The following is a 26,106-nucleotide window of genomic DNA, read 5'->3' on the forward strand; positions in this document are numbered from 1 at the left end:
CTTGCGAGGTCCCCATACTTTCGCGTCTTGAATCGTTTCACAGTGAAGCTGTTCGCAAGCCCTTCGGACCCGACGTCACAGGAGCCCTCAAGTGACCGAGCTCGCCGCGGTGAAGGCCGCTCTCAAGACCCAGGCCGTCGAGACGCCGTCGTGGGCGTACGGGAACTCCGGAACCCGCTTCAAGGTCTTCGCCCAGCAGGGCGTACCGCGTACTCCGCAGGAGAAGCTGGAGGACGCGGCACAGGTGCACGCGTTCACCGGGGTGGCCCCGACCGTCGCCCTGCACATCCCCTGGGACAAGGTCGAGGACTACGCCGCATTGGCGAAGTTCGCCGAGGAGCGGGGCGTGAAGCTGGGCGCCATCAACTCCAACACCTTCCAGGACGACGACTACAAGCTGGGCAGCATCTGCCATCCGGACGCCTCGGTGCGGCGGAAGGCTCTCGATCATCTGCTGGAGTGCGTCGACATCATGGACGCGACCGGGTCCCAGGACCTGAAGCTCTGGTTCGCCGACGGCACGAACTACCCCGGTCAGGATGATCTGCGGGCCCGGCAGGACCGGCTCGCCGAAGGTCTCTCCGAGGTGTACGGCCGTCTGGGTGACGGACAGCGCATGCTGCTGGAGTACAAGTTCTTCGAGCCGGCGTTCTACTCGACGGATGTGCCGGACTGGGGGACGGCGTACGCGCACTGCCTGAAGCTCGGGTCCAAGGCGCAGGTCGTCGTCGACACCGGGCACCACGCTCCCGGCACCAACATCGAGTTCATCGTCGCCACGCTGCTGCGGGAGGGGAAGCTCGGCGGGTTCGACTTCAACTCGCGGTTCTACGCCGACGACGACCTCATGGTGGGGGCGGCTGATCCCTTCCAGCTGTTCCGGATCATGTACGAGGTCATCCGTGGCGGCGGGTTCACGCCCGACGTCGCCTTCATGCTCGACCAGTGCCACAACATCGAGGCGAAGATTCCCGCGATCATCCGGTCGGTGATGAACGTGCAGGAAGCGACGGCGAAGGCGCTGCTGGTCGACCGGGACGCGCTTGCGGTGGCTCAGCGGGAGGGTGACGTTCTTGAGGCGAACGCCGTGCTGATGGATGCGTACAACACGGATGTGCGGCCGCTTCTTGCCGAGGTGCGGGAGGAGATGGGGTTGGACGCCAACCCCATGGCTGCGTATCGGCGGTCCGGGTGGGCGGAGAAGATCGTCGCCGAGCGCGTTGGCGGGGAGCAGGCCGGGTGGGGGGCGTAAGCGTCTGCCGGGTTCTGTTCGTTGCGGGGTGCGGGCCGGTTCGTGGCTGGTCGCGCAGTTCCCCGCTCCCCTGAGGGAATCACCTCACCCTTCTTCTAGATAGGACTGAAAGTTCATGGCCATCCATCCCGAAGCCGCCTCCCTCCTCGCCCGGTCCCGTCGGCTTGGCTCTGATCCCCGTAACACCAACTACGCCGGCGGCAACGCGTCCGCCAAGGGCACCGACACCGATCCCGTCACCGGTGGTGACGTCGAGCTGATGTGGGTCAAGGGGTCCGGGGGTGACCTCGGGACGCTGACCGAGGCGGGGCTGGCCGTGTTGCGGCTGGACCGGATGCGGGCGCTCGTCGACGTGTACCCCGGGGTCGAGCGCGAGGACGAGATGGTCGCCGCGTTCGACTACTGCCTGCACGGCAAGGGCGGGGCGGCTCCCTCCATCGACACCGCCATGCACGGGCTGGTCGAGGCCGCGCACGTCGATCATCTGCACCCCGACTCCGGTATCGCGCTCGCCTGCGCCGCCGACGGGGAGAAGCTGACCGCCGAGTGTTTCGGGGACACCGTCGCCTGGGTGCCGTGGCGGCGGCCCGGGTTCCAGCTGGGGCTGGACATCGCCGCCATCAAGGCCGCCAATCCGCAGGCGATCGGGGTCGTGCTCGGTGGGCACGGGATCACCGCCTGGGGAGAGACCGCCGAGGAGTGCGAGAAGAACTCGCTGCACATCATCCGGACGGCGGAGGCATTTCTCGCCGAGCGGGGGAAGCCGGAGCCGTTCGGTCCGGTGATCGACGGCTACGCGGCCTTGGAGCCCTCGGAGCGGCGTGCACGGGCCGCCGCCCTCGCACCGCACGTCCGAGCCCTCGCCTCCCAGGACAAGCCGCAGGTCGGGCACTTCAACGACTCGGAGCCGGTGCTCGAATTCCTGGCCCGGGCCGAGCACCCCCGGCTCGCCGCGCTCGGCACCTCCTGCCCCGACCACTTCCTGCGGACCAAGGTGCGGCCGCTCGTCCTGGACCTGCCGCCGACGGCCCCTCTGGAGGAGGCCGTCGCGCGCCTCGAGGAGCTGCACGCCGAGTACCGGGACGAGTACGCCGCCTACTACCAGCGGCACGCCCTGCCCGACTCCCCCGCCATGCGCGGTGCCGACCCGGCGATCGTGCTGATCCCGGGTGTCGGCATGTTCTCCTTCGGCAAGGACAAGCAGACCGCCCGGGTCGCCGGCGAGTTCTACGTCAACGCGGTCAACGTGATGCGGGGCGCCGAGGCCGTCTCGTCGTACGCCCCCATCGAGGAGTCGGAGAAGTTCCGCATCGAGTACTGGGCGCTGGAGGAGGCGAAGCTCCAGCGGATGCCGAAGCCCAAGCCGCTCGCCACGCGGGTCGCGCTCGTGACGGGCGCGGGCAGCGGGATCGGCAAGGCCATCGCGCAGCGCCTGGTCGCCGAGGGCGCGTGTGTCGTGGTCGCGGACCTCAACACCGAGAACGCGGAGAGCGTCGCGGAGGAGCTCGGCGGGCCCGACAAGGCCGTCGCCGTGACCGTCGACGTCACGTCCGAGGAGCAGATCGCCGAGTCGTTCCGGGCCGCGGTGCTGGCCTTCGGCGGTGTGGACCTCGTCGTGAACAACGCGGGTATCTCCATCTCCAAGCCGCTCCTGGAGACCTCCGCCAAGGACTGGGACCTCCAGCACGACATCATGGCGCGCGGTTCGTTCCTGGTGTCGCGGGAGGCGGCCCGGGTGATGATCGCGCAGAAGCTGGGCGGCGACATCGTCTACATCGCCTCGAAGAACGCCGTGTTCGCCGGCCCCAACAACATCGCCTACTCCGCCACCAAGGCCGACCAGGCCCACCAGGTGCGGCTGCTGGCCGCCGAGCTGGGTGAGCACGGCATCCGCGTCAACGGCGTCAACCCCGACGGTGTGGTGCGCGGCTCCGGCATCTTCGCCGGTGGGTGGGGTGCCAAGCGGGCTGCCGTGTACGGCGTGGAGGAGGAGAAGCTCGGCGAGTTCTACGCCCAGCGGACCATCCTCAAGCGCGAGGTGCTCCCCGAGCACGTGGCCAACGCCGTGTTCGCGCTGACCGGCGGGGAGCTGACGCACACCACCGGTCTGCATGTCCCGGTCGACGCCGGCGTCGCGGCCGCCTTCCTGCGATGAGCGCGAGCGTGAAGTCGTACGCCGCGGTCGACCTCGGCGCGTCCAGCGGACGTGTCATGGTCGGCCGCGTCGGCCCCGACAGCCTGGAGCTGACCGAGGCACACCGGTTCGTGAACCGTCCGGTCCGGGTCCCGGAGGGCCTGCGCTGGGACATCCTCTCGCTGTACGGCGGTGTCCTGGACGGGCTCAAGGCGGCCGGGCAGGTGGACTCCGTCGGGATCGACAGCTGGGCCGTGGACTACGGGCTGCTGGACGCCGACGGGGCGCTGCTCGCCAATCCGGTGCACTACCGGGACTCCCGTACCGAGGGGGTCGCGCAGAAGGTATGGGCGACCGTGCCCGCGTCCGAGCTCTATGCGGCGACCGGCTTGCAGTACGCCCCCTTCAACACCCTGTACCAGCTCGTCGCCGACCGACTCACCGGCGCACAGAGGCTGTTGCTGATCCCCGATCTGCTCACCTACTGGCTGACCGGCGAGCAGGGCACCGAGCTCACCAACGCCTCGACCACCCAGCTGATCGATCCCCGCACGCGCGGGTGGTCGTACGACATCGCCGAGCGGGTCGGGATCGACCTGGACCTGTTCGCGCCGCTGCGGCAGCCGGGCGATCCGGCGGGACTGCTGCGGCCCGCGGTGCTGGAGGAGACCGGGCTGCGCGGGCCCGTACCGGTGACGGCCGTCGGGTCGCACGACACCGCCTCCGCGGTGGCCGCGGTGCCCGCGTCCGGTGAGCGGTTCGCCTACATCTGCACGGGCACCTGGTCCCTGGCGGGCCTCGAGCTCGACGCGCCGGTGCTGACGGAGGAGAGCCGGGCCGCCAACTTCACCAATGAGCTGGGGCTCGACGGCACGGTCCGGTATCTGCGGAACATCATGGGGCTGTGGCTGCTCCAGGAGTGCGTACGGGCCTGGGGCGACCCGGATCTGGGCGAGCTGCTGCTCGAGGCGGCCAAGGTGCCGGCGCTGCGGTCGGTGGTGGACGCTTCCGATCCGGTCTTTCTCTCGCCGGGGCGGATGCCGGAGCGGATCGCCGAGGCGTGCCGTGCCTCGGGGCAGCCGGTGCCCGTCTCCCCCGCCGAGGTCACGCGGTGCATCCTCGACTCACTGGCCCTCGCCCACCGCAAGGCGGTCGAGGAGGCGCAGCGGCTGGCCGACCACCCCGTGGACGTCGTGCACGTCGTCGGGGGCGGGACGCGCAACGCCCTGCTGTGCCAGCTGACCGCCGACGCCTGCGGGCTGCCGGTGGTGGCGGGGCCGACCGAGGCGGCCGCGCTCGGGAACGTCCTGGTGCAGGCCCGGGCCCACGGCCTGGTGCGGGACCTCGCGGGCGGGCGCGAGCTGCTCACCCGTACCCAGCCGATCACGCGGTACGAGCCGCAGGGCGACACCGCGCGCTGGCGTGCGGCGCAGGCCCGGCTCGCCGGGGCCTGACCCGGGTCTCCCCCGGGGCCCGCGCCCGGACTACGCTTCACTCATCCGATGATCGACCACAAGGAGCCGCGATGCGTGTCGCCCTGTTCCTGACCTGTGTCAACGACACGCTCTATCCGGACACCGGGCGCGCTGTGGTGAAACTGCTGACCAGGCTGGGCGTGGACGTCGACTTCCCGATGTCCCAGACCTGCTGCGGGCAGGCCCACTACAACACCGGCTACCGGCATGAGGCGGAACCGCTGGCCCGACATTTCTCCGATGTCTTCCGGGACTACGAGGCGATCGTGACGCCGTCCGGCTCCTGCGGGGCGATGGTGCGGGAGCTGTATCCGCGGATGGGTGAGCGGGCCCGGGCCGAGGGACGCGGGGAGAGCCTCGCCGCCGTGCTGGCGCCCGTGGTGCCGAAGACCTACGAGCTCACGGAGTTCCTGGTGGACGTGCTCGGGGTGACGGACGTAGGGGCGTACTACCCGCGCACGGTGACGTACCACCCGACCTGTCACGGGCTGCGGAGCCTCGGGCTCGGTGAGCGGCCCCGGCGGCTGCTCCAGGCGGTCAAGGGCCTGGAGCTGAAGGAGCTTCCGGGCGCCGACGAGTGCTGCGGCTTCGGTGGCACCTTCGCGCTGAAGAACGCCGATGTCTCGGCGGCGATGGGTACGGACAAGGTGCGCAACGCCGAGTCGACGGGCGCCGAGGTACTGTGCGCGGCCGACAACTCGTGTCTCATGCACATCGGCGGCACGATGGGCCGGCTGGAGTCGGCCATGCGGCCGGTGCACATCGCGGAGATCCTGGCGAGCACGGAGGAGGAACCGGCCGTATGAGCGGAACGTTCGTAGGGATGCCGGCCTTCCCGAAGGCCGCGCACGAAGCCGTCACCAACAAGACGCTGCGCGGCAATCTGCGCCACGCCACGCACACCATCCGCGCCAAGCGCGAGAAGGCCGTCGCCGAGGTCTCCGACTGGGCGGAGCTGCGCGAGGCGGGCAAGCAGATCAAGGACCACACGCTGCGTCATCTCGACCGTTACCTCGTGCAGTTGGAGGAGTCGGTCACGGCGGCGGGCGGCACCGTCCACTGGGCCGCCGACGCCGACGAGGCCAACGAGATCGTGACCAAGCTGGTCAAGATGACCGGCGAGTCGGAGGTCGTCAAGGTCAAGTCGATGGCCACGCAGGAGATCGGGCTCAACGAGGCTCTGGAGGCCGAGGGCATCCGGGCCTACGAGACCGATCTCGCCGAGCTGATCGTGCAGTTGGGCAAGGACCGGCCCTCGCACATCCTTGTCCCTGCCATCCACCGCAACCGGGGCGAGATCCGGGACATCTTCCAGCGGGAGATGAGCGAGTGGGGCCGCCCGGCTCCCGAGGGCCTCACCGACACGCCCGCCGAACTGGCGGAGGCGGCACGGCTGCACCTGCGGGAGAAGTTCCTGCGCGCCAAGGTCGGCATCTCCGGCGCCAACTTCATGGTCGCCGACACCGGCACCCTGGTGGTCGTGGAGTCCGAGGGCAACGGACGCATGTGTCTGACCCTGCCCGAGACGCTGATCTCGGTCGTCGGCATCGAGAAGATCGTGCCGAGCTGGCAGGATCTGGAGGTCTTCCTCCAGACGCTGCCGCGCTCCTCGACAGCCGAGCGCATGAACCCCTACACCTCGACCTGGACCGGCACCACCGACGAGGACGGCCCGCAGAACTTCCATCTGGTGCTGCTCGACAACGGCCGCTCCGACACCCTCGCCGACGAGGTCGGCCGCCAGGCCCTGCGCTGCATCCGCTGCTCGGCCTGTCTCAACGTCTGCCCGGTCTACGAGCGGGCCGGTGGACACGCCTACGGCTCGGTCTACCCCGGCCCGATCGGCGCGATCCTCAGCCCCCAACTCCGGGGCACGGCAAGCGAGATCGACGCCTCACTGCCGTACGCGTCCAGTCTCTGCGGGGCCTGCTACGAGGTCTGCCCGGTCGCCATCGACATCCCCGAGGTGCTGGTGCATCTGCGGGAGCGGGTCGTGCAGGGCGGGCCCGTGGTCCGCGAGGGCAACAAGGTGGTGCTCAAGCCCGCCAAGGGACACGCGGCCGAGCGGTCGGCGATGCGGGCGGCCCGCTGGGCGTTCTCCCATCCCGGTGTCCTGCGTACCGGCCAGCGGGCGGCCTCGCGGACCCGCCGTTTCCATCCGCGTACCCTGCCGGGTCCCGGCAAGGCGTGGAGCGGCACCAGGGACCTGCCGCCCGTGCCCGCGGAACCGTTCCGCGACTGGTGGCAGCGCACCAATGGCGGCAAGGAGGGCGGCAAGTGAGCAGCAGGGAACGGATCCTGGGCCGGGTGCGGCGCGCGCTGGCCGATGCCCCGGGCGAGGATGCCCCGATCGAGCGGACCTATCTGCGGGAACACGGCGCCCGGAGCGTCGGGGAGACCGTGGAGCTGCTGGCCGAGAACCTCGCCGACTACCGGGCCATAGTGCACCGCTGCACGGCGGCCGACCTGCCGGCGACGCTGGCCGGGATGTTGGCGGCCCGGGGCTCGAAGACGGTCCTCGTGCCGCCCGGTCTGGAGCGGTCGTGGCTGGCGGAAGCCGACGCCGAGCAGGTCCCGGACCGGGTCGAGAGCACTCCGGACGCGCTGGACCGGATCGACAGTGTGGTCACCGCCTGCGCGGTGGCCGTCGCCGAGACCGGCACCATCGTCCTGGACGGCGGCCCGGACCAGGGCCGGCGCCGCATCACGCTCGTCCCGGACCACCACATCTGCGTCGTGCGCGTCCCGGACCAGGTCGTCTCCTCCGTGCCGCAGGCCCTCGAACGGCTCGACCCGGTACGCCCGTTGACGTGGATCTCCGGTCCGTCGGCCACCAGTGACATCGAGCTGGACCGGGTCGAAGGGGTGCACGGTCCGCGCACCCTGGAGGTGGTGCTGGTGGACACTCAGGCGAGCGCGGAGGTCAACTCGTAGCGTCCGGAGGGGAGTTCGAAGGACGCGGTACCGTCCTCGAAGCCCAGGTACCGCACTCCCTCGATGTCCGACAGAGCGGTGCCGCCCTCGCGCACGGAGCCTGGGTCGGCCGTGGGGATGCGCAGGGTCGCGGTGCTGTTGGCGGGGACCGCGACCCGGTGCGTGAACTCGCTCTCCCGCACCTCCCACGCGCTGACGATCTCGCCGTACGGTGACCGGTGCGCGCCGGTGACCCGGGTGATCCTGCCGGTCGGGTCGAGGTGGGGCCGCAGGAAGAAGTGCTTGAAGCCCGGGTGGGCCGGGTCCTTGGCGATGCCGGCCATGCTCTCGTACATCCACTCCATGATCGCGCCGTAGGCGTAGTGGTTGAACGAGTTCATCTCGACCGGCCCGAAGCCGTCCTCCTTCGAGTACGAGTTCCAGCGCTCCCAGACCGTCGTCGCGCCGTTCTTCACGGAGTACAGCCAGGACGGCATCGCGTCCTGGTGCAACACCTTGTAGGCCAGTTCCACCTGCCCCTCCTCGGTGAGCACGGGCGCCAGGACGTTCACCCCGAGGAAGCCGACGGACAGGGTGTTCTCGGCGTACCCGACACGGGTGCTGTCGGGGTGGGCGGCCTTGTAGGCGGCCGAGTTGCCGATGTTCTCGACCAGGAGCTCGACGAGGGCTCGCCGCTGGTCCTCGGTGTCGTACAGGCCGAGCTTGAGGACCCAGAGCAGCGCGGTCTGGCTGTCGTCCTCGGTCCGGGTGGGGCTGTCTCCCGGGGTCCAGGGCGGCGGGGACCCGAGGCTGGAACGCACGGTGAGGCGGCCGTCCTCGGTGCTCAGGTACTTGGTGACGAACGCCCGTTTGATGTGGCCGAAGAGCTCCTCGTAGGCGTGGGCGTCGGCGGTGCGGCCGGTGGCGCGGGCCATGTCCGCCATGAGCCGGGCGCTGTGGGCGTAGTAGGCGTCACTGATGAGCTGGGTGCTGGTGACCTGGAAGGCCAGCCAGTCGCCGAAGACCGCGCCCTGTCCGGCGTAGCTGTCGCCGGTGCGAGTGCGGATCCAGTCCATGTAGGCCGTCATCGCGTCCCAGCTGCGGTCGACGATGGTGGTGTCCCCGCTCATCTGCCACACGGTCCAGGGGACGACGACCCCGCAGTCCGCCCAACCGCTCGCCGGGACCGGATCGTTGTAGCGGGCGCCGGGCGCGATCCAGGTGAACTGGGCGCCGTCCGCGCCGTAGGTGCGCTGGGAGTCGATCAGGATGTCCTGGAAGTGGCTCAGGAAGGCGACCGCGTCGGCGTTGTAGAGGCCCGTCCGGGAGAAGACCTGGGTGTCGCCGCTCCAGCCGCAGCGTTCGTCGCGCTGCGGGCAGTCGGTGGGCACCCAGAGGTAGTTGCCGCGCTGGCCCCAACGGACGTTTCTGATCAGCTGGTTGATGTCGGGATCGTCCGTCTCGACGGTGCCGATGTCGTGGAGGGCGGAGGTGGCGACCCTGCCGGTCAGTCCGGTGAGGGTGACGGTGGCGGTCGTGGTGACGGAGAGGTGGCGGAAGCCGTAGAAGGACAGGGAGTCCTCGTGGGTCTCGCCGTTCGGGTCGCCCTTGAGGATGTACGTACTGGTGGCTTCGGCGGTACGGAGGTTGGCCCGGTAGAGGGAACCCTCCGGGCCGTCCGCGCCCGCGCTGGTGTCGTTGAGCATCTCCCCCGGCCTGAAGGCGACTTCGGCTCCGGCGGGGCCGCGGAGGGTGTAGCGGGGGACGCCGACGAGGTTCTGGCCGAGGTCGATCACGGCGGTGTCACCGGGGTGCAGGATGAGGGGGGCGGTGGCGGCCTCAGTGGGGTCGGTGACCGTGCGGGCGGGATCGGCGACGAAGTTGCTGCCGCCGGTGTAGACGGTGATCGACCGCGGCCTGCGGTCCCACTCGGGCATCAGCCGGGCCGACTCGCCCGGGTAGGCGACCAGCCGGGAGTCGGGGAAGCGGGTGGTGAAGTCGTGCTCCTCGGTTCCGGACCAGGCGGAGGCGTCGAAGCCGTTCCCGGTCCAGCCGGGCAGTTCCCGGCGGGCGTCGTAGGTCTGGCCGTCGTAGATGTCGTCGGCGCGGTAGGGGCCGGTGTCCGTGGCCCTCCAGTCGTCGCCGGGCGTGGTCACGACGGTCTGGGTGGAGCCGTCCTCGTAGCGGATCAGGAGCTTGGCCTTGAGGGCGAGGCGGTTGCCGGCCTCGGAGTAGTAGACGCTGTTGGCGGAGACGCGGCCGTTGTACCAGCCGTTGCCCAGCACGGCCGCGAGGGTGACCTGCGGCTGCTCCGCCAGCAGGCCGGTCACGTCGTAGGTGAAGTAGCTGACCGTGGTGTCGTAGTTGGTCCAGCCCGGGGTGAGGAGTTCGTACGTGGTGCCGCCGTCCTGCGGCACGGTGACCCTGCGGCCGTTGACGTAGGCCTCGTACACGCCGAGCGCGGAGACGTAGAGCCGGGCCTCGCGCACGCGGCCCGCCTTCAGGGCCGTCTGCCTTCTCAGGAGCGGGGCGCCCGCGCTGTTCGGCGCCTTGCCCGCCATGCTGATCCACTGCGCGCCGTCCCAGCCGGTCACGCCGTCGGTGCTGAGCAGGCCGGTCTCGAAGTGGGCCGCCGGGGCCTCGGGGAGCCTGTGGCCGGTCTCGTCCCAGACCTGGACGGTCCAGTGGTAGCGGGTGGAGGCGTGCAGCTCGGGGCCCACGTAGCGCACGCCCACCGAGTCCGCGGAGTCGGTGCGGCCACTGTCCCAGACGTCCGCGCGGCCCTCGGCCAGCCGGTCGGGGGTGGACGCGACCAGGATGCGGTACGCCGTCTGCCGCCGGCCGCGGACCCGGGACGCGGTGCGCCAGCCGAATCGCGGGCGGGCCGCGTCCACACCGAGCGGGTCGGTGCGGTGCTCCACCGTGAGGCCCTCGACGGCGGTGTGCTGGACTCCGTCGGTCATACCGTGGTCCCTTCGGCGGCCCGGGGCTGTATCGATTCAGCGGGTTCGGCGATCGAAGCTACTGGCGAAAGGGACGGGTGTCCACTGTTCGCGTCGCGCGTTGAAACCGTTCAAAAGCCGGTAAGCGACCTCGCACGGGCGTGTCAGCAGTAGACGATCGGGCAGCCGCGCCGCAGCGAGTGCTGTGCGGCGCGCAGGTACAGCGCCACGTAGAACGCGGCGTCCAGGTCCTCGGCCCACGGTCCCGGTCGCGCGGCCGCGACGTCCTTCGCCGGCCCGTCCAGGAACCACATGGTCAGGTCGAGGTTGTCGCAGGCCGCCGGTATCTCGTCCACCGGCAGGCCGACGGCCCGCGCGAGCCGTTCGGCGAGGGCGAGCACCTGCGGGGCGCCGACGACCATCGTCGTGTCGGCGTAGGCGTTCTCGACCGGCAGCCAGATCTCCTCGTCGAGCGCGAACGGCACCAGCAGCGACCAGTCGCAGAGCATCTCGTACTCCTGCTGCGACAGACGCGCGCGGCACAGCGTCTCGAACCCGTCCATGGGAGGCACCAGCTTCTCCTCGAACGAGAGCCCCGCCCCGCGCACCACCCGCTCCGGTTCATCGGGCACCGACTCGTACGGCGGCAGCCCCCGGCGGCTCAACTCCTCGCCGAGCGCCGCGGCGAGGGTGCCCCGGCCGCCCTCCTCCTCACCCGCGTCGAACCACTCCTGCGCACCCACGCTCACCAGGTAGATCCCCATGCCCGGAAACGTACAGCGCCCCACTGACAACGCCCCGTCCCTTCCCCGGACGCTCGGTCAGGGGCCGGTCAGCAGAAGCGTGGGCAGCGTCTCCTCCAGGATCCGCTCGCGGGGCAGGGTGAGGCCGAAGTGCCGCTGGAGCACCTCCAGGCAGGCCCGGTGCACGGCACGGCGGTCCAACTCCTCGTCGGGCAGTCCGGCCGCGGTGAGCCGCTCGTGGACGGCGGCGACCACCTCGGCATCGCCCTCGGGGCTGCCGTACCCCCAACTCCCGTCCAGGTGCAGGTTGAACGCGCACATCAGGTTCTCGTCGTGGCGATAGGCGAAGTTCGGGGGCACCGGCTTGCCGTTCTCCTCCTGGTACTCCAGGTGGAAGACGTGCAGGCCGCCGCGGTCGACCGGCCGGCTGCCGGTGCCGAACTCGCCCTGCCAGCCGCCGTACTTGATGACGTACGACCACTCGTCGAGCTCGCCGTGGCGCAGCGCGATGCCGTCCAGGACCTCGCCGTACAGGCCTTCCAGCAGATCCTGCACCTGGCGGCCGGTGAGTTCTCCGATGGCGCGCGGCCGGTAGGGCCGGTGGGCGGTCTCGGCGATCCGCCGCGCCAGCGATTCCGATTCGAGGTCGGGGGCGATCACCACGCTGTAGCCGCCGTACGCGATGGACTGCGGTTCGGCGAGCCAGGCTATTCCGTCGGTCATGGCGGTCAACCCTGCCGTATCCGCCATGGTGGTGTCATTGAGTACACCCCTGAAGACGGGTTCTGGGCCCAATGTCCCGAGGCCCCCGGCTCCGTAGCTTCTTCAACGAGGCACACGGCGTGCCGGACGAAGGGGGACGACGATGTTTCGGACAGGCTCACGACGCACGTACGACACGGGACCCGCCGCCGAGGCGCTGCGGCTGGTGAAGGTCAGCAGGACCTACGGCACGGACGACAGTGCCGTGACCGCCCTGGACGGGGTCACACTGAGCCTCGCCCGGGGCACGTTCACCGCGGTGATGGGTCCTTCGGGATCCGGCAAGTCCACGCTGCTGCAGTGCGCGGCCGGTCTGGAGCGGCCGGACAGCGGGATCGTGCGGGTGGACGGCACCGAGCTGACGGGCGGCGGCGAGGCCGAGCTGACCAGGTTCCGGCGGGGGCGGGTCGGGTTCGTGTTCCAGCAGTACAACCTGCTGGAGACGCTGACCGTCGCCCAGAACACCGTCCTGCCGCTGAAGCTCGCCGGCCGGAAGGTCGACCGGAGGCGGGCGGAGGAGGTCCTCACCTCGGTCGGTCTCGGCGACCGGCTCGGGCACCGGCCCGACCAGCTCTCCGGCGGTCAGCGGCAGCGCGTGGCGATCGCCCGCGCGCTGGTCGCGGACCCTCGGGTGATCTTCGCGGACGAGCCGACGGGCGCCCTGGACACCCGTAGCGCGCGGGACGTGCTGCGGCTGCTCCAGGAGGCGGTGCGGGTGCACGGCAGGACGGTGGTGATGGTGACCCACGACCCGGTCGCCGCCTCCTACGCCGACTCGGTGCTGTTCCTCGCGGACGGCCGGCTCGCGGGCCGGATGGACGCGCCGACGCCGGACGCGGTGGCCGAGCGCCTCGCGCACCTGGGCGACGACATGACAGTGGGGGTGTGAGCGATGTTCACGCTGGCGATGCGGTCGATACGGCAACGGCCCGGACGGTTCCTCGTGACCCTGCTGGCCGCCTTCCTGGGCGCGGGGATCATCATGACGTTCAACTCGCTGTACGACACGGCCGGCCGGCCGGGTGTCGATCCGGTGAGCTCGGACACCCTGACCACCTCCGCGAGTGTCGTCGGCGGTTACGGCACCCTCCTGGTGTTCTTCGCCGTGGCGTCGACCTTGACGGTCAACGTGCGTCAGCGTGCCGCTGAGCTGGAGCTGCTGCGCTGTTCGGGGGCGACACCGGGGCAGATCAGGCGGATGGTCGTGGGCGAGTCCGTGGCGGTCGCCCTGATCGGGGCCGTACTGGCGATCGGTCCGGCGATGCTCGGCGGGCAGGCGCTGCTGGAGGTGTTCCAGGACAGCGGCCAGGTCGCGAAGGACGTGGACCACTCCTTCGGTGTCGTCGCGTTGATGTCCGGCGTCGACATCACCCTGGTCGCGGCGGCGGGCGCCGCCTTCCTCGCCGTACGACGGGCCACGCGCCGGCGTCGGCCGCGGGGTCGGGCGCGGACGTTCCTCGCGTACGCGGCGCTCGGCGTCGGGGCCGTGTCGGTGACCTCCACCTTCGCCTTCTCGGCGACGGACGAGGCGCTCATGGCGACGCCGGCCTATGGGGCGATTCTGCTGTCCGTGGGGTTCGCGCTGCTCGCGCCGCGGCTGCTGAAGGGTGTCCTGGACCGGTTGCCGCTGACCGGCGCGAGCGGCTGGCTGGCCGTGCGGAACCTGCGGCGACGGGTGGAGCACCTCTCCGGGATCCTGATGTCGCTGATCCTCTTCACGGCCGTGTCCGTGGCCACCCTGTACATGCAGGGTGTGGAGAGCGACGCCATGAAGGCCTCGGGCGCGGTCAAAACGGTCGACGCGAAGAACCTCCAGACGCTGAACCTCACGGTCGTCGGCATCATCGTGGTCTTCGTGTGCGTGATGCTGGTCAACTCGCTGTACGCGGCGACGACCTACCGGGGCCGGGAGTTCGGCCAGCAGCGGCTGGCCGGGGCGAGCCCGGGGCAGGTGCTGGGCACGGTGGGCGTGGAAGGGCTGATCCTCACGGCTGTCGGGCTGTTCTTCGGCACGGTGGCGGCGCTGGCCGGGATCATTCCGTTCACGGTGGTCCGCAGCGACTCGGTGCTGCCGCACCAGGGGCTCGGCATCTGGCTGGCGGTGGTGGCGATCGCGGCGGCCGCGACGATCGGGACGAGCCTGGTCACGGCCCGCAGGGTGCTGCGGACTCCGGCGGTGGAGGCGGTGGGGCTGGCGGCGTGAGGAGCTGCGGGCGGCGGGGGCGTGGGGCGTCACTTCGGTGACGCCCCTTCGTGCTGCCCCGCGTCCGCGTCCGCCGGCCTTCGAACACGTTTACAGACGGGGTGAACAAGCGCTTAGATAGTTGGCGGAACGAGTTCGCGCCGCCCTGGAGGCCCCGTTGCTGTTCACATCCGTCGACGACGTCTCCGCACGCCTCGCCGAGACCGGCTACCTCGCCTCGCCCGCGGTCGCGACCACCGTCTTCCTCGCCGACCGGCTCGGCAAGCCGCTCCTGGTCGAGGGCCCCGCCGGGGTCGGCAAGACGGAGCTGGCCAAGGCGGTGGCCGAGGTCGCCGCGGCGCGGCTGGTCCGGTTGCAGTGCTACGAGGGCGTGGACGAGTCCCGGGCGCTGTACGAGTGGAACCACGCCAAGCAGCTGCTGCGCATCAGCGCCGGCCGGGACGAGACGTGGGACGAGGCCCGCACGGACATCTTCAGCGAGGAGTTCCTGCTCCCCCGGCCGCTGCTGACGGCGATCCGCGGCGACGAGCCCACGGTGCTGCTGATCGACGAGACCGACAAGGCGGACGTCGAGGTCGAGGGCCTGCTCCTGGAGGTGCTCAGCGACTTCCAGGTCACGGTCCCCGAGCTGGGCACGATCACCGCGTCCCGCCGTCCCTTCGTCGTCCTCACCTCCAACGCCAGCCGCGAGCTGTCGGAGGCCCTGCGCCGCCGCTGCCTGTTCCTGCACATCGGGTTCCCCGAGGAGGAGCTGGAGCGGCGGATCGTACGGCTGAAGGTGCCTGGTCTCGACGAGACGCTGGCCAGGTCCGTGGTCCGGGTCGTGGGGGCGCTCCGGGCCATGGACCTGCGCAAGGTGCCCTCGGTCGCGGAGACCATCGACTGGGCGCGCACACTGCTCGCACTCGGCGCGGACCACCTCGACGAGACGGTCGTACGGGACAGTCTGGGCGTGCTCCTCAAGCACCAGGACGACATCCTCAAGGCGGGGGCCAAGCTCGACCTGGACGCGGTGTGAGCACCGCCGAGCGGCTCACCTCCCTGGTCGGCGCCCTGCGCGCGCACGGGGTGCGCATCGGGACCGGCGAGACGGTGGACGCGGCGCAGGCGGTCGAGGTGCTCGGACTCGCCGACCGCGAGCGGCTGCGGGAGGGCCTGGCGGCGACCCTGCTGCACAGCACGGCCCAACGGCGGGTGTTCGACCCGGTCTTCGACCTGTACTTCCCGCGGGGCGTCGGCGCACCCGGCACCGGCCCCGCGGACCGGGAGGAGCTGCGCGAGCGGCTCGCCAAGGCTCTCGCCGCGAACGACGAGACATTGATGGCCCGCCTCGCGGCGGAGGCCGTCGACGGGTTCGGCGGATACGGCAACTCCCCTTCCTCGGACGGCTGGTCGTCGTACCAGACGCTCGACCGGCTGCGCCCGCAGACACTGCTGGCGCGCGTGCGCGACGACGTGCGGGGGCAGCAGGGCATGTCCGGGTTCACCGACCGGCTGCTTGAGGACGAGATCCGGCGGCGCATCGAGGCGTTCCGCGCGCTGGTGGCGGCGGAGGCCCGGCGGCGGGTGGCGGAGCGGCGGGACAGGGACGAGATCGCGCGGCGGGCGGTGGCGCCGACGACCGACCGGGTCGACTTCCTGTTCGCCGGGAAGGACCGGCTGGCCGAACTGCGGCGCACGGTCCAGCCGTTGGCCCGCAAGCTCGCCACTCGGCTCGCGGCCCGTCGGCGCCGTGCGGCACGGGGCACCATCGATCTGCGGCGGACCCTGAGTGGTTCGCTGTCGACGGGCGGGGTGCCGATGAAACCGGTGCTGCGCCGGCGCCGGCCCGCCCGGCCCGAACTGGTCCTGCTGTGCGATGTGTCGGGCTCGGTGTCGGGGTTCTCGGACTTCACCATGCTGCTGGTGCAGGCGCTGCACGACCAGTTCAGCAAGGTGCGGGTGTTCGCCTTCGTCAACCGCCTCGACGAGGTCACCCGGCTCCTCCAACACGGGGCGGCCGACGCGGCGGGGCTCGACGCCCGGATCCGGGCCGAGGCCACGCTCACGGGGTGGCACGGCAGCAGCGACTACGGTGTGGCGCTGGGCGAGTTCGCGTCGCTGTACGGGGACGCGCTGAGCCCGCGCACGACCGTGTTCGTCCTCGGTGACGCCCGCACGAACATGAGCGACCCGAACCTGCCCGCGGTCCGGGAGATCACCGAACGGGCGCGCCGCGTCTACTGGTTGAACCCGGAGGCACGTGCGCAGTGGGGCACGGGCGACTCGGCCGCGTACGAGTACGCCGAGTTGGTGGAGATGCACGAGTGCCGCAATGTCCGCCAGCTCAGCGCCCTGGTGGGGCGACTGCTGCCGATCTGACGAACCGCTCGGGCGGGACGCGGGCGGCTGGATGCCGTCCAGACGGGGCTGCGTATCGGCGGATCGCTGCGTTCCACGCCGCCCTGGCGTGCGGTCGGCGCGGGGTGGCGTCTGGGCGGCGATCCCGGTCCGCGAGGGTGGGGGCGGGGCCACGGCTCGGCGCACGTTCGTCCACGCCAACGTCCTGGGCCGGCCGCACCGGGGCCGGCCGGTACGCGCCGACCGGGCTCGCAGCGGCACCTGGCCTGCGATCCCGATCCGCGGGCGCGGGCGGAGCCGCCGCACGCCGTCCTCCGTGGGAGCGGCCTCCGACGGGCCGTGCCGGGTGTGCTCAGGCCGTCAACTGCGGGTACAGCGCCGAGAGGTCCGCGGCGAGTCCGGCCTTCACCTGGCGGCTCAGGTCGTCGGCGAGTACCTCGAAGGCGCCGGAGGCGATGCCGTCGAGGGCCTGCGCGGCCACGCTCTCTGGAGTGGCCTTCGGGGCGTCGACGTTCGCTGTCATGTCCGTGTCGACGTATCCGACGTGCAGTCCGGTGACCTCGATGCCGCGCGGCCGCAGGTCCAGGCGCAGGGAGTTGGTCTGCGACCAGAAGGCGGCCTTGGAGGCGCTGTAGGAGCCGGCGAGGCCGATCCATGACAGTACCGAGTGGACGTTCAGGATGTGGCCGCCGCCGTTGCGCTCGATGACCGGCACGAAGGCGCGGGTGACGAGGAGGGGGCCGTAGAAGTTGGTCTCGAACTCGCGGCGGACGTCGTCGACCGGTGAGTCCAGGAAGTTCGCGTTCACGGACGCGCCGGCGTTGTTGATCAGCAGGGTGACGTCCTGGGCCTGCTCGGCGGCGGCCGCGACGGAGGCGGGGTCGCTCACCTCGAGGGCCAGCGGCACCGCGTCCGGGTGGGTCACGGTCCGCGGGTCGCGGGCGGTGGCGTACACCTTCTTCGCGCCCCGCTCGTACAGCGCGGTCACCAGTGCCCGGCCGATACCGCGGCTGCCGCCGGTGACCAGGGCGACGGAACCTTCGATGGTGGTCATGCGAGTCTCCAGGAACATTGAGAAACTGATTGGTTTACCTACACCGAGTAGAGTAAACCGATCGGTTTCCCATGGCAAGTGAGTGTCCCTTCCCTACCCGTACGGCTCGGCGGACACGCTGGAGCCGAGGGAGGGAGCAACCCGTACCCGCCGCCGACGAGGTGCTGCGTCCGGGCGACGAGGCGGACGGGACCTTCGACGAGTTCGTGCGCGCCAAGGACGGCGAGACGGACCGCAACGTCGAGCTCGTCGGGTCGCTCGGGACGGACCAAGGTCGTCGACTGCGCCAGGGAGAGCATCGCCCGCGCCGGACGTCGCTATGACGTGGTGCTGGACCTGGTGGGCAATCGTTCACTGGGCGATCTGCGGTTGCGTTGGTAAGCCTGGGCGGCAGCGTCCTCGGCCCGGTGCGGCTCACGCTCCGGGGACTGCTCCTCTCCCCGGGACAATCTCCGGGTCCTGCGGGAACTCACCGGGGCAGGCAGGATCGCCCCGGCCGTCGAGCGGATGCCTCCGCTCGACGAGGCGGCCGAGGCCATCCGGCATCTGGAGGTGGAGCCGATCGTCGTCACCATCCGAAAGGTGACGGCCCGGGACGGACGTGCCTTACTGGCTCTTCGCGTACTCCTTCGCCATGCCACCCGCGAAGTCGTACACCACGCACTGCTCGTCGCCGACGACCCAGGCGTCGTGCCCGGGCGCCACCACGAAGACGTCACCGGGGCCCACTTCGCCCTCTCCGCCGCCGTCCATGGTGATGTGCATGCGGCCCTGGACCACATAGCCGTTGTGGTGGACCTCGCAGCTCTTGGTGCCCGCGATCGGTGCCACGGACTCGGACCAGCGCCAGCCGGGCTCGAACGTGCCCACGGCGAAGTCCAGTCCGGACATGTGGACCGCTTCGAGGTGCCCCTTGGGGAAGTCCCTGCGCTCGTCCGGCTTGTCGAGCGTCTTGATCTCGAACATGACGGCTCTCCCTTCCGGCCGTGTTACAGCACGGCCGGGGCCGGTCTCCGTCTCCCACCCACGCCGGGCGGCACCGGCGGGGGCCGAGCCCCATCCCTCCATCCTCCGCCCGTCCGGCCGGGACTGCCATTCAGGCGAGGTCCCCGCCCGCACAGAGCCGCGCGAAGCGCTCCGCGTCCACATTGCCGCCGGACACGATCACCCCGACCCGCCCGGGGAGATCGCTCACCCGGCCGCTCAGCAGCGCGGCCAGCGGGGTCGCGCCGCTCGGCTCGACGACGATCTTCAGTCGCTCGAAGGCGAACCGCATCGCCGCGCGGATCTCGTCGTCGGAGACCAGCGCGATCTCGTCGACCAGCCGCCGGTTCACCGAGAAGGTCAACTCGCCGGGCGTGTGCAGGGCCTGTCCGTCGGCGATGGTCTTCGGCACCGGGATGGTGACGCGCCGCCCCGCCTCCAGGGACCGCCTGGTGTCGTCGCCGGCCTCCGGTTCCACGCCGACCATACGGATGCCCGGGTGCAGTCCCTTGGCGGCGGTAGCGCTCCCCGCCATCAGCCCGCCGCCCCCGACCGGCGTGAGCAGCGCGCCCAACTCGCCCGCCTCCTCCAGGAGTTCGAGAGCGGCCGTGCCCTGTCCCGCCATCACGTGCGGATGTTCGTACGGCGGGATGAGCGCCAGGCCCCGCTCGGCGGCCAGGGCCTCGGCGATGGCCTCGCGGTCGCCGGTGTAGCGGTCGTACGTGACGATCTCGGCGCCGTAACCCTCGGTGGCCGCCCGCTTGGAGCGTGGGGCGTCCTCGGGCATGACGATCACCGCGGTGGTGCCGAGCTCGCGGGCGGCGAGGGCGACGGCCTGGGCGTGGTTCCCGGAGGAGTAGGCGGCGATGCCCCGGCCCAGCTGCTCCGGGGTCAGCCGGGAGGCCGCGTTGTAGGCGCCGCGGAACTTGAAGGCGCCGACCCGCTGGAAGTTCTCGCACTTGAGGAGGACCTCGGCGCCGACCAGGGCGTCGAGGGTCCGCGAGCGCAGCACCGGTGTGCGGTGCGCGACGCCCTTGAGCCGGGTGGCCGCGTCCAGGACGTCGTCCAGGGTGACCGGCGGGGTGGTGGTCGTCACGAGTGCCCTCCAGTGGTCGTCATGAGTGCCCTCCAGTGGTCGTCACGAGTGCCCCCCGGTGCTCGCCTGTTTCCGGGACTGGGACAGATAGCTGTAGGCGGAGGCGCGGGAGATCCCGAGCCGTCCGGCCACCTGCTCGATCGCCCGCCGGACCGCGAACACGCCCCGTTCGTCCAGGCTGCGGAACAGGTCCAGGCGTCCGGCGCGGTCGAGCAGTGCCCACGACTGATGCCGGTGCGTATCGAGCATGACGTCGACGACGGAGTCGATGTCGTCACCGAAGGTGGTGACGGGCGGTTCCTCGGGGGGCGCGCCGGTCCCGGCCAGGGCTCCCAGCAGGGCATGGACCTCGCTCGCCGCGGTGACGTCGACATTGACGCACAGCGCGCCGAAGACCGCGCCCGAGGAGTCCCGCAGCAGCATCGTCGAGGACTTGACCAGCTTGCCGGTATCGGTACGAGTGACGTAGTTCAGCTCGTCGGCCGCCTCGTCGCCGCGGGCGAGCATCCGCATGCCGATCTCGCTCATCGCCCCGCCCACCGTGCGCCCGGTCACCGACCCCGCGATGGTCACCACCGAGTTCTCCGGCTTCCGGTAGTCGTGCAGCACCACCTCGCACACCGGCCCGAAGGTCGCCGCGATCCCGCCGACGACCGACGTGAGCGCGGCGATGATCGCGTCCCGCTCGGTCTCCATCAGGTCCTCCCCCCATCAGTCTCTCTAGACTAGCAATCCAGATGCTGGACGACCAGTCCAATCCTGCCCTCCTTTCCGTCTTCGTCCATGGATCTTGACGACCATCATGTTACCGGTAACATCAGATCCATGTCCTCGACGCTGGCGCCCGCGCGCACTCCGGTCTTCAGCCCGGCCGCAGTGGTCGCCTCCTGCGTCGGTTTCGTGCTCATCGGCGCGCTCCAGGCGCTGTACGGTCCGGCGATCCCCGCGTTCCGCGAGGAGTTCGGACTGTCTCCCTCGGCAGCGGGGCTCGGTCTCAGCGCCCATTTCGTCGGTGGGGTGGCCGGCGTCCTGCTGTTCGACCGGCTCTTCGGCCGGATCGGCAACCGGCGGATCCTGGGCGCCTCGTACCTGCTGATGGCGCTCGGGGCGGCGGGTTTCGCGCTCGCGCCGAACTGGCCCACCGCCCTGACCGCGGCGCTGCTCGCCGGTCTCGGTTTCGGCGGCATCGACTACGGCCTGAACCAACTGTTCGCGGTGGGCTTCGGCCACCGGTCCACCGCGATGCTGAACATCCTCAACGCGCACTTCGGCGTCGGCGCGATCCTCGGTCCGGCGCTGATCGGCGTGGTGGGTGCCGGGCACTATCCGGCGGTCTTCCTCGGTTTCGCGCTCGCCAACCTGCCGTTGCTGCTGTGCCTGAAGGGCGTACGCAACCGGGCGCCCCAGCCGTCCGGCGCACCTCCCGACTCCCCCGGCGCGCTCGGCCGCAGCCTGGCCTCGGTGCTCTCGGTGTTCGTCGCCCTCTACGTGCTGCACGTGGGCATCGAGGCGGGCGTCGGCGGCTGGGAGCCCACCCATCTGGAGACCGTGGGATACGGAGCCGGGGTGGCCGCGACCGCCACCTCCGTCTACTGGCTGATGATGACGCTGGGCCGCTTCCTGGTCGCCCCGATCGCCCTGCGGTTCTCGGCGCAGACCATCATCACCGTGTCCTGCGCGGGCATGACGGCCTGTCTGCTCCTGGTGTCCGTACGGGAGTTGGCGCCGTACGCGTACGCGGGTGTCGGTCTGTTCATCGCGCCGATCTTTCCCACCGGCCTGCCCTGGCTGCACCGGGCCGCCCCGGGTGCCCGACGGGCCGGCGCGCTGGTCATCGCCGCCTCGATGATCGGCGGTGTGGCGGCGGGACCGGCGCTGGGCAAGGCCATCGAGTGGTCCGGGATCCGGGCCGTGCCACTCCTGCTGAGCGGTGTCTCGGCGCTGTGTCTGGCCGCCACGCTCTGGCTCGTCCGCAGTACTCGAACCCACTGAATTCCCGCTGACTCGAAGGGATGCCCCGCATGCCCGCACTGACGACGTCCTCCGACGGATTCCTTCTGCACGGTGAGCCGTTCCGGATCATCTCCGGGGCCATGCACTACTTCCGTATCCATCCCGACCAGTGGAGCGACCGGCTGCGCAAGGCGCGGCTGATGGGCCTCAACACCATCGAGACGTACCTGCCCTGGAACCTGCACGAACCCGAACCGGGCAGGCTCGTCCTGGACGGCTTCCTCGATCTGCCCCGCTGGCTGCGCCTCGCCCAGGACGAGGGCCTGCACGTCCTGTTGCGCCCGGGGCCGTTCATCTGCGCCGAGTGGGACGACGGCGGTCTGCCCGCCTGGCTGCTCGCGGACCCCGACATCCGGCTGCGCAGCAGCGACCCCCGTTTCACGGCGGCGTTCGACGGCTACCTGGACCGACTCCTGCCCGCGCTGAGGCCGTTCATGGCCGCGCACGGCGGTCCGGTGATCGCCGTGCAGGTGGAGAACGAGTACGGGGCGTACGGCGACGACACCGCGTATCTCAAGCATGTCCACCAGGCGCTGCGCGAGCGCGGTGTCGAGGAACTGCTGTACACCTGCGACCAGGCCAACGCCGGGCACCTGGCGGCCGGTACCCTCCCGGGCACGCTCGCCACGGTCACCTTCGGCAGCCGGGTCGAGGAGAACCTGGCCGCGCTCCGCGCCCACCAGCCCGAGGGTCCGCTGATGTGCTCGGAGTTCTGGGTCGGCTGGTTCGACCACTGGGGCGGCCCGCACCACGTACGGCCCGCCGCCGACGCCGCGGCCGACCTGGACCGTCTGCTGTCGGCCGGCGCCTCGGTCAACATCTACATGTTCCACGGCGGCACCAACTTCGGCTTCACCAACGGCGCCAACCACAAGCACGCCTACGAGCCCACCGTCACGTCCTACGACTACGACGCCCCGCTCACCGAGAGCGGCGACCCCGGCCCCAAGTACCACGCTTTCCGCGAGGTGATCGCCCGGCACACGGCCACGCCCGCCGAGCCGGCCCCGGCGCCCGCGCCCAAACTCCCGCTCACGGACGTCGACCTGGACCACCGGGCGCCGCTGCTGTCGTACGTCCGGGGACTTCCGTCGACCGGCACCGAAGCCCCCGCGACGATGAACGAGCTCGGCGTGCACACGGGTTACGTGCTCTACCGCACCACGCTTCCCGGTTCGGGCGACGGTCTGCTGCACTTCCCCGGCGGGGTCGGCGACCGGGCTCAGGTCTTCGTCGACGGCGCCTCGGTGGGCGTACTGGAGCGGGAGCGGCACGACGAGACCCTGTCCGTGCGGGTGCCGCACGCCGGTGCCGTTCTCGAAGTGCTCGTGGAGAACATGGGCGGGGTCAACTACGGGCCGCGCATCGGGGCGCCGAAGGGGCTGCTGGGCCCGGTGTCCTTCCAGGGCACCGACCTGCGCGGCTGGGAGTGCCGGGCCGTGCCGCTGGACGACCTGGCCGCCGTGCCGTTCGGGCCGTCCGGGGCGACCACGGACGCGGTACCCGCCTTCCACCGGGGCACCTTCGAGGTGGACAGCCCGGCGGACACCTTCCTCTCGCTGCCCGGCTGGACCAAGGGCCAGGCCTGGGTCAACGGCTTCCACCTCGGCCGCTACTGGAACCGGGGCCCGCAGCACACGCTGTACGTCCCCGCGCCCGTCCTGCGTTCCGGCACCAACGAGCTGGTCCTCCTCGAGCTGCACGCCACCACCGGCACGCGCGCCCGGCTCACCGACACGCCCGACCTCGGACCGGAGAGCGACTGATGTCCCGCCCGCACCACCTGCGCGTCCCCTCCCCCGCCGGGCCTCCGCTGACCGGGCACCTGCCCTTCGCGGACGCCCCCGGGGTGCCCGACCCGATCGAGGTGACCAGCCGTTGGCTCACCCGTGGCGGCCGTCCCTGGTTCCCGGTGTCCGGCGAGTTCCACTACTCCCGCTATCCGGCCGGGGAGTGGGAGGAGGAGCTGTTGAAGATGAAGGCGGGCGGGGTCACGGCCGTCGCCGGCTACCTCATCTGGATCCACCACGAGGAGATCGAGGGTCGTATCCGCTTCGACGGCGACCGTGACCTGCGCCGCTTCGCCGAGCTGTGCGCCCGGCACGGTCTGGACTTCATCCCCCGTGTCGGCCCCTGGTCGCACGCGGAGGTCCGGGGCGGCGGCCTGCCCGACTGGGTCCTGGCCCGCGACTGCGTGCCCCGCACCGACGACCCCCTGTACCTCGACGCCGTGCGCCCCTGGTTCGCGGCGATCGCCGAGCAGTTGAGCGGCCTCGACCGGGCACACGGCGGCCCGATCGTGGCGATCCAGATCGAGAACGAACTCTACGACCAGCCCGGCCATCTGCTCACGCTGAAGCGGATGGCCCAGGAGGCGGGCCTGAGCGCACCCCTGTGGACGTCGACCGCCTGGGGCGGTGTGCAACTCCCGCCGGACGAACTGCTTCCGCTGTACGGCGGCTACACCGAGGCCTTCTGGACCGAGGCCGACGGCGGCTGGCCCGACACCTGCCGCAAGCACTTCTTCTTCACCCACCAGCGCGACGACGAGGGCATCGGATCCGACCTGCGCCCGGTCACCGTGCGCGGCAGCGAGCCCGACGCCTTCGCGGACCGGTTCCCCTGGGCCACCTGCGAGTTGGGCGGCGGCATGGCGGTGTCGTACCACCGTCGGCCGTACGTCGACCCCGACGACATCGGCGCGCTCGGCCTCACCAAGATCGGCTGCGGCTCGGTCTGGCAGGGCTACTACATGTTCCACGGCGGCACCAACCCCGCGGGTGAGCTCAGCACCCTTCAGGAGTCGCACGCCACCGGCTATCCGAACGACCTGCCCGTGCTGACGTACGACTTCCAGGCACCGCTCGGCGAGTACGGCCAGTACCGGCGCACGTACCACGAACTGCGGCTCCAGCATCTGCTGTTGGCGGACTTCGGGCACCTGATCGCGCCCATGGAGTCGGTGCTGCCCGAGCGGCGGCCGGAGGGGCAGTTCGACCGGGAGAGCCTGCGCTGGGCGGTGCGCGGTGACGGCGCCTCGGGCTTCCTGTTCGTCAACAACCACCAGCCGCACGAACAGCTGCCGGATCACCCGGAGACCTCTTTCACCGTCGAATTCCCCTCCGCTGAGGGCGGGTTGACCCTGCCCAGCACACCCGTCACCGTTCCGAGCGGTGCGTACTTCTGCTGGCCGCTGCGTCTCGACGTGGCCGGTCTGCGGCTGGAGTGGGCCACTGCCCAGCCGGTGTGCACGGTCGACGTGGACGGCCGTACGGTCCTGGTGCTGGCCGCGACGGACGGCATCGCGCCCGAACTCGCCCTGGACGCGGCCACGGTCTCGGTGGTGCACACGCCCACCGGCGAGGTCACCCCGGTCGGCGACCGGCTGCTGGTGACCGGGCTGCGTCCCGGCACCGGCGCCCTCGTGGAGGTGGACACCGCCGAGGGCGGCCGGGTCGGGCTGCTGGTGCTGGACGCGGTGACGGCCCGTACCGTCTACCGGGGCGAGGCATGGGGTGCCGAGCGGCTGGTGCTGAGCGGGGACGGTGTGGTCTTCGACCGGGACGAGGTACGGCTGCACGGTTCGGGGGCGGCGACGTCGTTCGCCGTGCTGCCCGCGCCCGAGCGGCCGCCCGTGGTGGACGGGGTGACCGCGGAGGCGGCCCCGGACGGGGTGTTCATCCGTTACGCGGTCCAGGCGGCACCGGCCGTTGAGGTATCCGCGCCCGAGGTCACCCTTGTACGGGCCGCAGGGCCCGCCCCCGAGACCGTCACCGGGGTCCTGGACCGGGCAAGCGCGCCGGCCGACAAGTACTTCGACACCGTGGCCGCCGAATACCACGTCGCGGTGCCGGACGGGCTGCCTGCCGGGACGCTGCTGCGGCTGCGGTGGAGCGGAGACGTGGGGCGGGCGTACGTGGGAGACACGCTGGTCGCCGACCAGTTCTGGGGCGGGCGGGTCTGGGACATCGGCCTGGACCGGCTGCCCGCGGACGCGCTGCGCGCCGGGGGTCTGCGGCTGCGGGTGCTGCCGCTGCACGCGCAGGCGCCGGTCCATCTGCCCGAACAGGCGCACGGTGCCCGGGAGACGGCCTCTGTCACGCACGCCGAGTGGATCATCCGGCACACCCGGTCGGTGCCGGCGGGCTGACCTGCCCCGGAGCCCGATGCCGCCGCCGGATTCCCGCTACCGGCC

The 26,106-nt window shown here is 71.2% G+C and carries 20 protein-coding genes; 13 read left to right on the forward strand and 7 right to left on the reverse strand.

Annotation, left to right across the window (positions count from 1 at the left end):
* Nucleotides 1-91: 91 nt before the first annotated feature.
* From rhaI to ACGFWE_RS03070, 6 genes are all read left to right on the forward strand, one after another.
* Nucleotides 92-1,252, forward strand: coding sequence for an L-rhamnose isomerase (rhaI, locus tag ACGFWE_RS03045; RefSeq protein ID WP_352384750.1), 1,161 nt, complete (start codon nucleotides 92-94; stop codon nucleotides 1,250-1,252).
* Nucleotides 1,253-1,367: 115 nt separating this feature from the next.
* Nucleotides 1,368-3,407 (forward strand): bifunctional aldolase/short-chain dehydrogenase, encoded by a 2,040-nt coding sequence (locus tag ACGFWE_RS03050; RefSeq protein WP_393597421.1) that lies wholly within the window; start codon nucleotides 1,368-1,370, stop codon nucleotides 3,405-3,407.
* Nucleotides 3,404-4,840 (forward strand): rhamnulokinase family protein, encoded by a 1,437-nt coding sequence (locus ACGFWE_RS03055; protein WP_393597423.1) that lies wholly within the window; start codon nucleotides 3,404-3,406, stop codon nucleotides 4,838-4,840. The genes ACGFWE_RS03050 and ACGFWE_RS03055 overlap by 4 nt, the downstream gene beginning before the upstream one ends.
* 71 nt (nucleotides 4,841-4,911) lie before the next feature.
* Nucleotides 4,912-5,667, forward strand: a complete 756-nt coding sequence (locus tag ACGFWE_RS03060; protein WP_393597425.1) for a (Fe-S)-binding protein — start codon at nucleotides 4,912-4,914, stop codon at nucleotides 5,665-5,667.
* Entirely contained in the window at nucleotides 5,664-7,142 is a 1,479-nt protein-coding gene (locus ACGFWE_RS03065) for a LutB/LldF family L-lactate oxidation iron-sulfur protein (RefSeq protein WP_393597426.1), read from the forward strand. The genes ACGFWE_RS03060 and ACGFWE_RS03065 overlap by 4 nt, the downstream gene beginning before the upstream one ends.
* Nucleotides 7,139-7,795: an LUD domain-containing protein gene (locus ACGFWE_RS03070; RefSeq protein ID WP_352384742.1), complete on the forward strand. Its 657-nt coding sequence runs from the start codon at nucleotides 7,139-7,141 to the stop codon at nucleotides 7,793-7,795. The genes ACGFWE_RS03065 and ACGFWE_RS03070 overlap by 4 nt, the downstream gene beginning before the upstream one ends.
* Here the strand turns inward: ACGFWE_RS03070 and ACGFWE_RS03075 are convergent.
* From ACGFWE_RS03075 to ACGFWE_RS03085, 3 genes are all read right to left on the reverse strand, one after another.
* Entirely contained in the window at nucleotides 7,768-10,737 is a 2,970-nt protein-coding gene (locus ACGFWE_RS03075; protein WP_393597427.1) for a family 78 glycoside hydrolase catalytic domain, read from the reverse strand. The two genes, ACGFWE_RS03070 and ACGFWE_RS03075, sit on opposite strands and share 28 nt — an antisense overlap.
* A gap of 143 nt (nucleotides 10,738-10,880) precedes the next feature.
* Nucleotides 10,881-11,480: a hypothetical protein gene (locus ACGFWE_RS03080; RefSeq protein WP_352384739.1), complete on the reverse strand. Its 600-nt coding sequence runs from the start codon at nucleotides 11,478-11,480 to the stop codon at nucleotides 10,881-10,883.
* Between the two features lie 57 nt (nucleotides 11,481-11,537).
* Nucleotides 11,538-12,182, reverse strand: a complete 645-nt coding sequence (locus tag ACGFWE_RS03085; RefSeq protein ID WP_393597428.1) for a hypothetical protein — start codon at nucleotides 12,180-12,182, stop codon at nucleotides 11,538-11,540.
* 142 nt (nucleotides 12,183-12,324) lie between these two features.
* Here ACGFWE_RS03085 and ACGFWE_RS03090 point away from each other — a divergent pair, with 142 nt between their 5' ends.
* From ACGFWE_RS03090 to ACGFWE_RS03105, 4 genes are all read left to right on the forward strand, one after another.
* Nucleotides 12,325-13,110 carry an ABC transporter ATP-binding protein gene (locus ACGFWE_RS03090; protein ID WP_393597429.1) on the forward strand — a complete coding sequence of 262 codons (786 nt, stop codon included), beginning with the start codon at nucleotides 12,325-12,327 and terminating at the stop codon, nucleotides 13,108-13,110.
* Nucleotides 13,111-13,113: 3 nt separating this feature from the next.
* Nucleotides 13,114-14,424, forward strand: a complete 1,311-nt coding sequence (locus ACGFWE_RS03095; protein WP_393597431.1) for an FtsX-like permease family protein — start codon at nucleotides 13,114-13,116, stop codon at nucleotides 14,422-14,424.
* Between the two features lie 160 nt (nucleotides 14,425-14,584).
* Entirely contained in the window at nucleotides 14,585-15,442 is an 858-nt protein-coding gene (locus tag ACGFWE_RS03100; protein ID WP_352385769.1) for a MoxR family ATPase, read from the forward strand.
* On the forward strand, nucleotides 15,439-16,785 hold the full coding sequence (locus tag ACGFWE_RS03105) for a VWA domain-containing protein (protein ID WP_393597433.1): 1,347 nt from the start codon (nucleotides 15,439-15,441) through the stop codon (nucleotides 16,783-16,785). The genes ACGFWE_RS03100 and ACGFWE_RS03105 overlap by 4 nt, the downstream gene beginning before the upstream one ends.
* A 331-nt stretch (nucleotides 16,786-17,116) precedes the next feature.
* Here the strand turns inward: ACGFWE_RS03105 and ACGFWE_RS03110 are convergent, their stop codons facing one another.
* From ACGFWE_RS03110 to ACGFWE_RS03125, 4 genes are all read right to left on the reverse strand, one after another.
* The gene (locus tag ACGFWE_RS03110; protein WP_352384730.1) at nucleotides 17,117-17,818 is read right to left on the reverse strand and encodes an SDR family oxidoreductase; all 702 of its coding nucleotides are present in this window, start codon (nucleotides 17,816-17,818) and stop codon (nucleotides 17,117-17,119) included.
* 606 nt (nucleotides 17,819-18,424) lie between these two features.
* Nucleotides 18,425-18,784 carry a cupin domain-containing protein gene (locus tag ACGFWE_RS03115; RefSeq protein WP_352384727.1) on the reverse strand — a complete coding sequence of 120 codons (360 nt, stop codon included), beginning with the start codon at nucleotides 18,782-18,784 and terminating at the stop codon, nucleotides 18,425-18,427.
* Between the two features lie 130 nt (nucleotides 18,785-18,914).
* On the reverse strand, nucleotides 18,915-19,898 hold the full coding sequence (locus ACGFWE_RS03120) for a threo-3-hydroxy-L-aspartate ammonia-lyase (protein ID WP_393597436.1): 984 nt from the start codon (nucleotides 19,896-19,898) through the stop codon (nucleotides 18,915-18,917).
* A gap of 42 nt (nucleotides 19,899-19,940) precedes the next feature.
* Complete coding sequence (locus ACGFWE_RS03125) at nucleotides 19,941-20,594, reverse strand: transcriptional regulator (protein WP_393597438.1); 654 nt, start codon at nucleotides 20,592-20,594, stop codon at nucleotides 19,941-19,943.
* Between the two features lie 129 nt (nucleotides 20,595-20,723).
* Between ACGFWE_RS03125 and ACGFWE_RS03130 the strand changes: the two genes are divergently transcribed.
* From ACGFWE_RS03130 to ACGFWE_RS03140, 3 genes are read left to right on the forward strand one after another with little or no spacing between them, the layout of a single operon-like run.
* Nucleotides 20,724-21,890, forward strand: a complete 1,167-nt coding sequence (locus ACGFWE_RS03130) for an MFS transporter (protein WP_393597440.1) — start codon at nucleotides 20,724-20,726, stop codon at nucleotides 21,888-21,890.
* A gap of 29 nt (nucleotides 21,891-21,919) precedes the next feature.
* Entirely contained in the window at nucleotides 21,920-23,677 is a 1,758-nt protein-coding gene (locus ACGFWE_RS03135) for a beta-galactosidase (RefSeq protein ID WP_393597442.1), read from the forward strand.
* On the forward strand, nucleotides 23,677-26,061 hold the full coding sequence (locus tag ACGFWE_RS03140; RefSeq protein ID WP_393597443.1) for a beta-galactosidase: 2,385 nt from the start codon (nucleotides 23,677-23,679) through the stop codon (nucleotides 26,059-26,061). Before ACGFWE_RS03135 ends, ACGFWE_RS03140 begins: the two co-directional genes overlap by 1 nt.
* The last annotated feature ends 45 nt before the right edge of the window (nucleotides 26,062-26,106 follow it).

This window comes from Streptomyces sp. NPDC048523 (genome assembly GCF_043199815.1).
Classification (GTDB): domain Bacteria; phylum Actinomycetota; class Actinomycetes; order Streptomycetales; family Streptomycetaceae; genus Streptomyces.

Coding starts and splice junctions, on each gene's coding strand:
- ACGFWE_RS03050 (WP_393597421.1), top strand. CDS start 1,368: ATGGCCATCCATCCCGAAGCCGCCTCCCTCCTCGCCCGGTCCCGTCGG.
- ACGFWE_RS03055 (WP_393597423.1), top strand. CDS start 3,404: ATGAGCGCGAGCGTGAAGTCGTACGCCGCGGTCGACCTCGGCGCGTCC.
- ACGFWE_RS03060 (WP_393597425.1), top strand. CDS start 4,912: ATGCGTGTCGCCCTGTTCCTGACCTGTGTCAACGACACGCTCTATCCG.
- ACGFWE_RS03065 (WP_393597426.1), top strand. CDS start 5,664: ATGAGCGGAACGTTCGTAGGGATGCCGGCCTTCCCGAAGGCCGCGCAC.
- ACGFWE_RS03075 (WP_393597427.1), bottom strand. CDS start 10,737: ATGACCGACGGAGTCCAGCACACCGCCGTCGAGGGCCTCACGGTGGAG.
- ACGFWE_RS03080 (WP_352384739.1), bottom strand. CDS start 11,480: ATGGGGATCTACCTGGTGAGCGTGGGTGCGCAGGAGTGGTTCGACGCG.
- ACGFWE_RS03085 (WP_393597428.1), bottom strand. CDS start 12,182: ATGACCGACGGAATAGCCTGGCTCGCCGAACCGCAGTCCATCGCGTAC.
- ACGFWE_RS03090 (WP_393597429.1), top strand. CDS start 12,325: ATGTTTCGGACAGGCTCACGACGCACGTACGACACGGGACCCGCCGCC.
- ACGFWE_RS03095 (WP_393597431.1), top strand. CDS start 13,114: ATGTTCACGCTGGCGATGCGGTCGATACGGCAACGGCCCGGACGGTTC.
- ACGFWE_RS03110 (WP_352384730.1), bottom strand. CDS start 17,818: ATGACCACCATCGAAGGTTCCGTCGCCCTGGTCACCGGCGGCAGCCGC.
- ACGFWE_RS03115 (WP_352384727.1), bottom strand. CDS start 18,784: ATGTTCGAGATCAAGACGCTCGACAAGCCGGACGAGCGCAGGGACTTC.
- ACGFWE_RS03125 (WP_393597438.1), bottom strand. CDS start 20,594: ATGGAGACCGAGCGGGACGCGATCATCGCCGCGCTCACGTCGGTCGTC.
- ACGFWE_RS03130 (WP_393597440.1), top strand. CDS start 20,724: ATGTCCTCGACGCTGGCGCCCGCGCGCACTCCGGTCTTCAGCCCGGCC.
- ACGFWE_RS03135 (WP_393597442.1), top strand. CDS start 21,920: ATGCCCGCACTGACGACGTCCTCCGACGGATTCCTTCTGCACGGTGAG.
- ACGFWE_RS03140 (WP_393597443.1), top strand. CDS start 23,677: ATGTCCCGCCCGCACCACCTGCGCGTCCCCTCCCCCGCCGGGCCTCCG.